This is a genomic window from Dietzia sp. DQ11-44 (assembly GCF_014145205.1).
Lineage (GTDB): Bacteria > Actinomycetota > Actinomycetes > Mycobacteriales > Mycobacteriaceae > Dietzia > Dietzia natronolimnaea.
The window spans coordinates 1-10,747 of sequence record NZ_JAALEC010000074.1 but is presented as its reverse complement, the minus strand read 5'-3'; the positions used below and the strand labels follow the sequence as shown (position 1 = coordinate 10,747).

At 69.8% G+C, this 10,747-nt stretch carries 10 protein-coding genes; 4 read left to right on the top strand and 6 right to left on the bottom strand.

Annotation, left to right across the window (positions count from 1 at the left end):
- Positions 1-38 precede the first annotated feature (38 nt).
- From G6018_RS02290 to ugpC, 5 genes are all read right to left on the bottom strand, one after another.
- On the bottom strand, positions 39-263 hold the full coding sequence (locus tag G6018_RS02290) for a hypothetical protein (protein WP_182638601.1): 225 nt from the start codon (positions 261-263) through the stop codon (positions 39-41).
- A gap of 6 nt (positions 264-269) precedes the next feature.
- Positions 270-1,217 carry an ABC transporter permease subunit gene (locus G6018_RS02285; RefSeq protein ID WP_182638600.1) on the bottom strand — a complete coding sequence of 316 codons (948 nt, stop codon included), beginning with the start codon at positions 1,215-1,217 and terminating at the stop codon, positions 270-272.
- Positions 1,214-2,203, bottom strand: coding sequence for a sugar ABC transporter permease (locus tag G6018_RS02280; protein WP_095718899.1), 990 nt, complete (start codon positions 2,201-2,203; stop codon positions 1,214-1,216). Before G6018_RS02280 ends, G6018_RS02285 begins: the two co-directional genes overlap by 4 nt.
- 117 nt (positions 2,204-2,320) lie before the next feature.
- Positions 2,321-3,595 carry an ABC transporter substrate-binding protein gene (locus tag G6018_RS02275; RefSeq protein ID WP_179523949.1) on the bottom strand — a complete coding sequence of 425 codons (1,275 nt, stop codon included), beginning with the start codon at positions 3,593-3,595 and terminating at the stop codon, positions 2,321-2,323.
- Positions 3,596-3,897: 302 nt separating this feature from the next.
- Positions 3,898-4,953, bottom strand: a complete 1,056-nt coding sequence (gene ugpC / locus G6018_RS02270) for a sn-glycerol-3-phosphate ABC transporter ATP-binding protein UgpC (RefSeq protein ID WP_182638599.1) — start codon at positions 4,951-4,953, stop codon at positions 3,898-3,900.
- A gap of 217 nt (positions 4,954-5,170) precedes the next feature.
- On the opposite strand from ugpC, the gene G6018_RS02265 reads away from it, so the two are divergent.
- Positions 5,171-7,291: a PhoX family phosphatase gene (locus G6018_RS02265; protein ID WP_182610836.1), complete on the top strand. Its 2,121-nt coding sequence runs from the start codon at positions 5,171-5,173 to the stop codon at positions 7,289-7,291.
- A 93-nt stretch (positions 7,292-7,384) separates the two neighbouring features.
- On the opposite strand, the gene G6018_RS02260 is transcribed toward G6018_RS02265, so the two are convergent.
- The gene (locus G6018_RS02260) at positions 7,385-8,197 is read right to left on the bottom strand and encodes an alpha/beta hydrolase (protein WP_182610835.1); all 813 of its coding nucleotides are present in this window, start codon (positions 8,195-8,197) and stop codon (positions 7,385-7,387) included.
- Between the two features lie 104 nt (positions 8,198-8,301).
- On the opposite strand from G6018_RS02260, the gene G6018_RS02255 reads away from it, so the two are divergent.
- The 3 genes from G6018_RS02255 to G6018_RS02245 all read left to right on the top strand — a co-directional run bounded on the left by G6018_RS02255 (position 8,302) and on the right by G6018_RS02245 (position 10,598).
- Positions 8,302-8,751: a MarR family transcriptional regulator gene (locus G6018_RS02255; RefSeq protein ID WP_259844083.1), complete on the top strand. Its 450-nt coding sequence runs from the start codon at positions 8,302-8,304 to the stop codon at positions 8,749-8,751.
- 28 nt (positions 8,752-8,779) lie between these two features.
- The gene (locus tag G6018_RS02250) at positions 8,780-9,454 is read left to right on the top strand and encodes an SDR family oxidoreductase (RefSeq protein WP_182610834.1); all 675 of its coding nucleotides are present in this window, start codon (positions 8,780-8,782) and stop codon (positions 9,452-9,454) included.
- A gap of 73 nt (positions 9,455-9,527) precedes the next feature.
- Positions 9,528-10,598, top strand: coding sequence for a 2-dehydropantoate 2-reductase (locus G6018_RS02245; RefSeq protein WP_182610833.1), 1,071 nt, complete (start codon positions 9,528-9,530; stop codon positions 10,596-10,598).
- Positions 10,599-10,747 lie beyond the last annotated feature (149 nt).

Below are 10,747 nucleotides of genomic sequence, written 5' to 3'. Positions count from 1 at the left end.
GGCCGCTGACGGCCCGGCTCCGTCGCTGAGGGGCGGACTCAGCCGCGGCCCACGGCGCGGTCGGCCCGGCGCCACACGCGGACGGTGTAACCGGACGCCGCGAGCATGAGCACCAGCACGAACGAGGCGAGGATCGACGGGCGCCCGACCACGATCAGGCCGACCGCGTTGACCAGCGCGAGGACGGTGAAGAACCCGACGAACCCGCCCAGGACCTCCAGCCGCTGCCGGGTCCCGAGCGCGTCCCCGCCGCTCCGAGCCACGACCGGTCAGCTCTTCAGACCGCCGGCGGTGAGACCGGAGATGATCCGTCGCTGGAAGATCAGCACCATGATCACCAGCGGGACGGTGACGAGCGCACCCGCCGCCATGATCGCCGCGTGCGGCGGGATGTAGGGGTTGACCCCGGAGAACCGGGCGATCGCCACGGTGACCGGCTCGGTCGAGGAGTTGGACAGCTGCTGCGACAGCAGGAACTCGTTCCACGTGATGATGAACGCCAGGATCGCGGTGGTGAACAACGCCGGCGCGGCGAGCGGCAGGATGATCTTGATGAACGCCTGGCCGCGGGTGGCGCCGTCGACGCGCGCCGCCTCCTCCAGCTCCCAGGGCAGGTCGTTGAAGAACGAGGTCAGGGTGTAGATGGTCAGGGGCAGCGCGAACGAGATGTTGGGGATGATGAGCGCCTGGTAGGTGCCGATCCACCCGATGTCGGTGAACAGCTGGAACAGCGGCGTGACCAGCGCGACGCCGGGGAACATCGACGCGGCCAGGATGACGCCGGTGACGAAGAACTTCCCGCGGAAGTCGACCCGCGCGAGCGCATAGGCGGTGAAGACGCCGAAGAGCAGCGCCAGCGCGGTGGTGATGGAGCTGATGATCACCGAGTTGATGATCGCACCGAAGAAGTTGTTGCCCGCGTCCGTGGCCAGTGCCTCACGGAAGTTGTCCAGGGTGAGGTGCGAGGGCACGGGACTGGCGGAGAACACGAACCGGTTGTCGCGGAACGCGGTGACGAGCATCCAGTAGAACGGCGCGAGCCCCCAGATCAGGATGAGCAGGGCCCCGATGTAGGTGCCGATCCTCGGGCCGAGTGGCTTGCGGGGCGGCCGAAGGTCGTCGTTGTTGTCCCGATCGTGGAGACCGGGGTGTGACGACGACGAGGTGGGCGGCCGCGTGGTGGACGACGTGGACGGTTCAGGCGCTCGGTGACTCACCGGATCTCCTCCTTCTTGCCGGTGCGGTCATCGACGACATTCGCGCCGAGGAACTTCACCATGACGAACGCCACGGCGAAGATCAGCAGGAACACCAGTGTCGATATGGCGGACGCGCTGTTGAAGTTGCCCATCCGCATCTCGTTGACCACCAGCATGGACACCGTCGCGGTGGGCGAGCCGGAGTTGGCCGACACGAGGATCACGGGCAGGTCGTACATGCGCAGCGCGTCGAGGGTGCGGAAGAGGATCGCCACCATCAGGGCCGGCCGGACCAGCGGCAACGTGATCCTGGTGAACTGCTGCCACCGTGAGGCGCCGTCCACTCGGGCCGCCTCGTAGACGTCCCCGGGGATCATCTGCAACCCGGCGAGGATCAGCAGCGCCATGAAGGGCGCGGTCTTCCACACGTCCGCGATGATGATGGCCATACGGGCGTAGAACGGGTCGGTGGTCCAGGCGATGTTGGTGCCCAGCATCGTGTTGGCGATCCCGTTGGGGGCGAAGATGAACGCCCAGAGCTTGGCGGTGACGGCGGTGGGGATCGCCCACGGCACGAGGACCGCCGCGCGCAGGAGCGAGCGTCCCCAGATGCTCTTGCCCATGACCACCGCCATGGCGAAGCCGAGCACGGTCTCGAGCGAGACGGTGGTGACGGTGAAGAACAGGGTGTTGCCCATGGCGGGCCAGAAGTCGACGGCCGAGACACCGGGCGGGCAGGGGATGGTGCCGTCGCCGCCCCGGGCCGGGCACGCCTGGGTGAGCCAGTAGAGATAGTGCTGGAACCCGGCGAACCCACCGTCCGAGAACATCCCCGTGGCGGGATCGAGGCCGCGGTCGGCCTGGAAGGACAGGTACACCGCACGGACGACCGGGTAACCGATCACCACCGCGAGGATCGCGAGCGCGGGGCCCACCATCCACACCGGACGCCAGTCGAATCTCTTCTCGACCAGTGGCGCCGGGGACTTCTCACTCGTCGTCATCGCTGCAGCTCCTCATCGGATCGCACCCGCCCTCACCACGACGGCCGATGGGCCCCGGGAATGCTACCCGGGGCCCATCAGCGCGGTGATGTCATACCTGCTGTTCAGACTCTGGTGTCACTGAGCCGCTTGGTCGATCGCGGCGCTCATGTCGGTGAGCGCCTGCTCGACGTTCTTCTCGCCACGCAGCGCGGCGAACGTGTTGTCCTGGATCGCCTTGGACACCGCCGGGTAGTACGGCGTGACCGGGCGCGGCTCGGCGTTCTCGAGAGCCGCCTTGAGGGCCGGCATGTACGGGAACTCCTGCTGCAGCGCCTCGTCGTCGTAGATCGAGGACAGGACCGGCGGGAACGACTGCTCGGCGAAGCCCATCTGGACGTCCTCGGAGATGATGAACTCGAGGAACGCCTGCGCCGTGGCCTTGTTCTCGGAGAACACGTTGATGGCGTTGTTGTAGCCGCCGAGGGTGGACCGGCCTGCGCCGTCCTGGCCGACGATGGGTGCGACCTCGAACCGGCCCTGGACCTGGGACGTGGGATCGGACTGGCCCGACTCGTACATGTACGGCCAGTTGTAGGAGTACATGGTCTCGCCGGCGAGGAAGGCCTGCGCGGTCTCCTCCTCCGTGAAGGCGTCGGTCTGCGGGGGGATCACGCCGTTCTGGTAGGCGTCGACCAGGGCGGTGAGGCCGGCGCGTGCCTGATCGGTGTCGAGCTCCGGGGTCTGCCCGTCGTCACCCACGACCTGACCGCCCCAGCTGTGGATGAACTGGGTGGCGGCGACGGTGAGGCCCTCGTAGAGGCTGAGCTGCGTCTGCAGGCAGTCGACGTCGGCGCCTTCGGCGGCCTCGCAGGACGCGACCAGTGCGTCCCAGTTGGCGGGCGCCTCCGGCTGGAGGTCCGTGCGGTAGTACAGCAGCTGGGCGTTGGTGTTCTGCGGGATGCCGTAGAGCGTGCCGTTGTAGGTCGCGGAGTCCACGGCGGCCTCGATCAGGCCGGACGTGTCGACCTCGGTGTCGCCCTCGATCGGCTGCAGCCACCCGTTGGCCGCGAAGTACGCGGTGTCCGTGACGTCGAGAGCGAACACGTCGTACTCGCCGCTCTCGGTCTGGAGGGACTGCGTGAGGGTGTCCCGCTGACCGTCCTGCTCGGCGGGGAGCTCACGGAGGGTGACCTCCTGGTCGGGGTTCTCCGCGTTCCACTGCTCGATGACGGGACGGAGCTTGTCCGTGTCGTTGCTGCCCATCGCGAAGGTGATCGGGCCGACGCCCGAGGTGCCGGCCTCCGCCTGCTCGTCGGATTCGTCACCACCACCGTTGCCACAGGCCGCGGTGAGCACCGCGACCATGGATGCGGCCGCCGCCGCCTTGAGGAACCTGCCGTGAACGGCCATGCGCTCTCTCCTATTGTCGTGTCTCGCCTACCGCCGACGTGTGCCGGCGGTCGGGTGATCCCGGGTTCACTGTGACGCGGGTCTCTCTGAGGTCCCGCTGAGCGTAACCCACACGGGGCCTGTGGCGTCGGACCATGGACGGTCCCATCGCCGACTCCCCGCCGTACCGCCGCCCGTGGGCCGCGAGACTCAGATCACACGCGACACTCTAGCAACAACAGATGTTGCAATCCGCCACTACCGCCCTCATCGGGCCTGTGGCCCGCCTCGTCGAGCCCTGTGGCCCGCCTCGGCGCACCCGGTCACCGCAGTCGCAGGCCGGTCTCCACGTCGAAGAAGCGGACCTCGCCGTCGAGCGCGGCCAGGAACATGGTCTCGCCCTTACCCGGGTGGTCACCCGATTCGGCCCGGTAGACCACCGGGTGCCCGTCCGCGGTGGAGCAGTGCAGGTAGCTGTCCGCCCCCAGCTCCTCGACCAGGTCCACGGTCACCTCCAACCCGTGACCGTCCCCGGCGATCCGCAGGTGCTCCGGCCGCACGCCCACGGTGACCCTCGGTCCGGACCCCGGCGGGACCTCTTCCGCGAAACCCTCCAGGTCCACTCTGCCGTCCGAGACGGGCGCGTCGAAGAGGTTCATCGACGGCGATCCGATGAAGCCGGCGACGAAGGCGTTGACCGGGTTGTGGTACAGCTCGCGCGGGGTGTCGACCTGCTGCAGGATGCCGTCCTTGAGCACCGCCACCCGATCCCCCATCGTCATGGCCTCGACCTGGTCGTGGGTCACGTAGATCATGGTGGTGCGCAGTTCACGCTGCAATTTGGCGATCTGGGCGCGGGTGGCCACCCGGAGCTTGGCGTCGAGGTTCGACAGCGGCTCGTCCATGAGGAACACCTGCGGGTTGCGCACGATCGCCCGACCCATGGCGACCCGCTGGCGCTGACCACCGGAGAGTTCCTTGGGCTTGCGGTCGAGGTAGTCCGTGAGGTCGAGCATCTCCGCGGCGCGGTCCACCCGCTCCGCGATCTCCTTCTTGGAGGCCTTGGCCAGCTTGAGCGCGAAACCCATGTTCTCGCGCACGGTGTAGTGCGGGTAGAGCGCGTAGTTCTGGAAGACCATCGCGATGTCCCGGTCCTTGGGCTCCGTCCCGGTGACGTCCCTGTCACCGATGAGGATGCGTCCGGCCGAGACGTCCTCGAGCCCGGCGAGCGCGCGGAGAGTGGTGGACTTCCCGCAGCCCGACGGTCCCACCAGGACCAGGAACTCGCCGTCGGCGATCTCCAGGTCGAGTCGGTCCACACTGCGCCGTGCGGCGCCCGGGTAGATGATGGACACGTTCTCGAAGGTCACCGTAGCCATGGAGAGATCCTTCCCTTCACCGGCAGGAACGTGCCGGACGATCCGAGATTGAGGGTTGTCACGACGACTGTAGCGTCACGGGACCGGTGTTCACCGGCACTGCGCCCACAGTTCATCCGCACGTGTCCTCAGCACGCCCGCGCCGTCGCCCGCGCTCCCTAGGGTCACAGCGTCCTCGTGCGCCCGTGTGGGGCGCACACGTCCTCAGGGAGAACCGTTGTCAGTCCGCAGTCTGCTTCCGATCGCCACCCCCGGAATCTCCAACCGCCAGCACCTGACCTGTGTGTACAAGTGCGGTGACCAGTGCGCGGCGCCGGTCCCCAACACGAGCGACAACCCGTACTTCGGGGACGTCGCCACCGAGATCAGCCGCCGGGGGGCGCTCAAGGCGGCGGGCGTGGTCGCGCTCGCGGTGGGGGCCACCCAGGTCCTGCCCGCCTCCGTCGCCGCGCAGGGTTCCCTCGGCACGGGCTCGGCCGGGGCACCCGGGTCGACGGGTGGGGGCACCCTCGACACCGGTTTCCTCCCCGTGGAGCCCAACACCGCGGACGCCGTCACCGTGCCCGTCGGGCACTCCAGCGACGTGGTGATCCGCTGGGGCGACCCGGTGGTCCCCGGGGCGCCCGGCTTCGACTTCGAGAACCAGACGGCCGCCGCGCAGGCGGTGCAGTACGGCTTCAACTGCGACCTGGCGGTCCTGTTCCCCATGGACGACCGCGACGACCGGTTCCTGCTCACCGTCAACCACGAGTACACCACCGAGCCGATGATGTTCCGCGGGTACGACTCCGCCGCCCCGACCCGCGAGCAGGTGGAGATCGCCTGGGCCGCACACGGCATGACGGTGGTGGAGCTCGCCAGCAGGCCGTCCGACGGCGGGCTCGATCCCGTGATGGGGTCCTACAACCGCCGCATCACCGCGACGACGCCGTTCGAGCTGCGGGGCCCGGCCGTCGGCCCCCTCACCCGGACCACCGCCGACCCCACCGGGACCCGCGTGCTGGGAACACTCAACAACTGCGCCGGCGGCCACACCCCCTGGGGAACAGTCCTGTCCGGCGAGGAGAACTTCAACCAGTACTTCGGCACCACCGGCTCCGTGACCGACCCGGCGCGTGTGGAGGCCCTGCGTCGCTACGGCGTGGCGGTCGGTGAGTCGGGCCGCAAGTGGGAGCGCTTCGACAGCCGCTTCGACCTGGCCGCCGAGCCGAACGAGGTCAACCGTTTCGGCTACATCGTCGAGGTCGATCCCTGGAACCCGGACTCCACGCCGGTCAAGCACTCGGCGCTCGGGCGGTTCAAGCACGAGGGCGGGACCGTTCACGTGACCGCCGACGGGACCGTCGTCATCTATTCGGGCGACGACGAGCGGTTCGACTACCTCTACAAGTTCGTCTCCAGCCGGAAGATGGTGCCGGGACGGACCGCGGCGGCGCGGACCCAGAACATGAGGATCCTCGACGAGGGGACGCTCTACGTGGCCACCTTCACCGGCAACTCCCCGGAGTCGGAGATCGACGGGTCGGGCACGCTCCCCTCGGACGGCGCGTTCGACGGGACGGGCGGCTGGATCCCGCTCATGACCGTCGACGCGGCCGGCAACGCCGTCTCCCACGTCACCGGCATGACCGCGGAGCAGGTCGCCGTGTACACACGCATGGCGGGCGACGCGGTCGGGGCCACCAGGATGGATCGGCCGGAGGACGTCGAACCCAGCCCCACGACCGGCAAGGTGTACATGGCGCTGACCAACAACACCCGCCGCACCGTCGGCCAGGTCGACGAGGCCAACCCCCGGCACGACAACAAGCACGGGCAGGTCGTCGAGATCACCGACGACCACGCCGGGACGACCTTCGGCTGGAACCTGCTCCTGGTGTGCGGCGACCCCGCCGCCGCCGACACCTACTTCGGCGGCTTCGACAAGTCCAAGGTCAGCCCGATCTCGTGCCCGGACAACGTGGCCTTCGACCCCTCCGGTGGGCTGTGGGTGTCCACCGACGGCAACGCGCTCGGATTCAACGACGGGCTCTACTCGGTGGCCACAGAGGGGCCGACCCGGGGCGAGACCAAGCTGTTCCTCACCGTGCCGATCGGTGCGGAGACCTGCGGTCCGCTCGTCTTTGCCGACCGCGCGATCGTCAACGTCCAGCACCCCGGGGAGAAGGACGGGGCCTCGATCGAGAACCCCGCCTCCCACTGGCCCGACGGCGGGACGTCGCAGCCACGTCCGTCGACGGTCGTGGCGTGGAGGGACGGGTTCACCGGCGGGACCGGGTCGCTCTCCGCGGGGTCGCTGTCCGCGGGGTCACTCCCGGCGGGCTCGTCGGGTTCCTGATCGTCCGTGTGCGGGGGCGGGGGGCGGGGTCAGGTCGTCGTACCCGGCCCGCCTGACCCGGGCCGCCGGACACGGGCCGCCGAACCCGGGCCGTCAGACCCGGCTCGTCGCCCCCGCATACGCCAACCCGCGCTCGACGGTCGCGGCGATCGAGGCGGCGACGCCCTCCGGATCGTCCGACATCGGAACGTGCCCGTCTGCCGAGATCTCGATCCGGGCCTGCGGGAACAACCTCGACGCGAGCGAGACCTGCCGGACCGGCAGCACCAGGTCGAACCGGCCCCACCGGATGGTGATCGGCAGCTCCTCGTCCACCGGCGCGGAGAACAGGAACGTCCTGCGGTCCGCCCGGTCCAGCACGGTGTTGCTGATGATCGCCTCGCCGTCGATCGCCGCCGCCTCGGCGGGGTACCGCCACGGCCGAGCGCAGAACGCGGCCATCATCACCGCACGGCCCGCCGCCCTCTCGGTCACCACGGGGATGTGACGGCCCAGCTTCCCGGCCGCCCGGCGCAGACTGTGGAACACGGTCATCGTGTAGCGCCACTCGGCGTCGGACCGGAAGAACCCGGCGGGCGAGAGCGCGGTGACACTGCTCGCCAGGCCACGGGCCCCCAGCTCCAGTGCGAGGAAGCCGCCGAGCGAGTTCCCGACGACGTGGGGGCGCTCCCCGTCCGGCACGACCTCCGCGATGAGCTCAGTCAATTGGTCCATCATGTACTCGAGCACGTCACCCGCGTCGGGGAGATCCGCCGACTCCCCGTGTCCGGGCAGGTCCACCACCACCAGCCGGAACCGGTCCGCCAGGAGCGGGACGACCGAGTCCCACGCGTGCGCACGGTGGCAGACACCGTGCATGAGGATGATCGTGGGACCGGAACCGGTGATCTGGTGATACAAATCCATGCCGAGAGTATCCCTCACGGCCCGGGATGACGCCCCATAACCGCCCCGGAACGTGCTTACATCTCCCATGCGACCGAGGGGACGAACGGGTCAGGGGGCACGGCGTGGACACTGTGACGAGCGGACTGGCGACGGAGTTCCGGCCCATCCTCCTCAGGCTGGACCTTCTGGTCCGGCGGCAGAACACCCAGTACGCCCTCAGCCGCGCACAGACCTCGATCCTCTACACGCTCGCCTGCCACGGGCGGCTGCGGATGAGCGACCTGGCCCGGTTGGAGAACGTCCGGGTCCCGACGACCAGCAATTCCGTGACCGTGGTGGAGAGCATGGGCTACGTGGAGCGCGTGCGGGACCACTCGGACGGCCGCGGCGTCTGCGTGGAGCTCACCGACCTCGGGCGGGCACGGATCGACCAGGTGCTCGAGGCGCGCGACCAGGACTTCGCCGATCACCTGTCCCGCCTGTCCCCGGAGCACCGGGAGACGCTGTCGGCGGCGGTCCCCGCCCTCAACGCACTCCTGGACGCCTTCGACGGGACCGCGACCGCCCGCTGAGCCTCCGCGGCGTCTACCCTCACCGGACATGGGCACAGTCATGATCACCGGCGCCTCGCGCGGGATCGGCGCGGCCACGGCCAGGGCGCTCGAGTCGGATCACGACCTGATCCTGGTGGGCCGCGACGCCGACGCACTGGCGTCGGTGGCCCGCTCCTGCAGATCCGCCCGGGTGGTGACCGCGGATCTGACGACGGTCGACGGGGTGTCATCGGTCGCCGACGGGATCACCTCCCTCGACGGGGTGGTCCACTGCGCCGGGGTGGCCGACCTCGGGCGGATCGACGAGTCGGACGCCGCCGAGTGGCGTCGCGCGTTCGAGATCAACGTCCTCGCGGTGGTCGAGCTCACCCGGGTGTTGCTCCCGGCGCTCCGCGCGGCCCGCGGCCACGTCGTCGTCATCAACTCCGGTGCCGGGACCACCGCCAAGCCGGGCTGGGGCTCCTACAGTGCCTCCAAGTTCGCGCTGCGCGCCGTCACCGACACCCTCCGCGGCGAGGAACCGGCCCTGCGCGTCACCTCGATCCATCCGGGACGCGTGGACACCGACATGCAGCGGGCGATCGTCGCCGCCGAGGGCGGGAAGTATGACCCGTCGGCCCACCTCAGCCCGGACTCCGTGGCCACCGCGGTGCGCCACGCCCTCGACTCGGGGCCCGACGCCCACCCGACCGAGGTGGTTCTGCGACCCCGGCGCCACTGAGATCCCCTCGACCCGGTGGGCACGCGCGCGATCCCACCGCCGGACCGCTGCGCATGTCGTAACGTCCAGCACCATGGTCGGCACCGACACCCCGCTGCGCATCACCGTCATCGGTGCGGGCGTGGTCGGGTGTTATCTGGGCGGCAGGCTCGCCCGCCACGCCGACGTGACGCTGGTCGGGCGCCCTCATGTCCTCGACCCGATCCGCGCGGTCGGACTCACCGTGGAGTCCGGTGAGGGCGTGGAGGACCGCCTCCACGTGCCCGCCGAGGCGCTCACCCTGGCCGAGACGCCGGTGGCCGTCCGACGCTCGGACGTGGTGCTCGTGTGCACCAAGGCCGGCTCCACCGCCTCCGCCACCGCCGAGTTCGTCCCGTACCTGCGTCCGGGATCCCTGGTGGTGGGCCTGCAGAACGGACTGCACTCGGCCGATCTGATCCGCGAGGGCGTGGACGCCACACCGGTGATCGCCGGGATCATCCCCTTCAACGTCGCGCGGACCGGCCCCGCGACCTACCGTCGGACCAGCACCGGGGAGATCCGGATCGCCGAGCATCCCCTCGCCGCCCCGCTCCTGCGCGTGATGGAGGAGGCCGATCTCCGGGTGCGCGCGACCGACGACATCCAGGCGGTACTGCACGGCAAGGTCCTGCTGAACATGAACAATGCGGTCCAGGCGTTGTCCGGCCTCCCGCTGAGGACCGAACTCCTCGACCGGGACCTGCGCAGATGCGTCGCGCTCTGTCAGGCCGAGGCCAACCGGGTCTTCACCGCCGCCGGAGTGGTGTCCCGGGTACCCATCGCGGTACCCGCCGGCATGCTGCCGGCCGTCATGCGGCTGCCCACCCCGGTGTTCCGCAGGCTCGCCAGGGCGGTCATGCGGGTCGACGCCGACGGGACGTCGTCGATGAACGACGACCTGGTCCGGGGCCGACCGACCGAGATCGACATCCTCCAGGGGGAGGTGGTGCGGATGGGTCGGTACCTCGGTGTCGAGACGCCGGCGTGTGCGCACATGGTCGAGCTGGTGCACGAGGCCGAACGGGCCGGACCCGATCGCCGCCAGTGGACCGGCAAGGCACTTCTCGCGGAACTCCAGCGGGCACGGCGACGCGCACGACGGCTGGCGCGACTGCAACTCTAGGGCGGGCAGTCGGCCCGCGGCTGCAACTCTAGGGCGGGCAGTCGGCGAGGGGCGGCAACTCTGGGTCAGGTGCCCGGCCCCGGCCCGGCACCTCAGGACGACGCGCGCCGCAGGAGCTCTGCATGCCGGTCCGCCGGGGTGCGACGCGG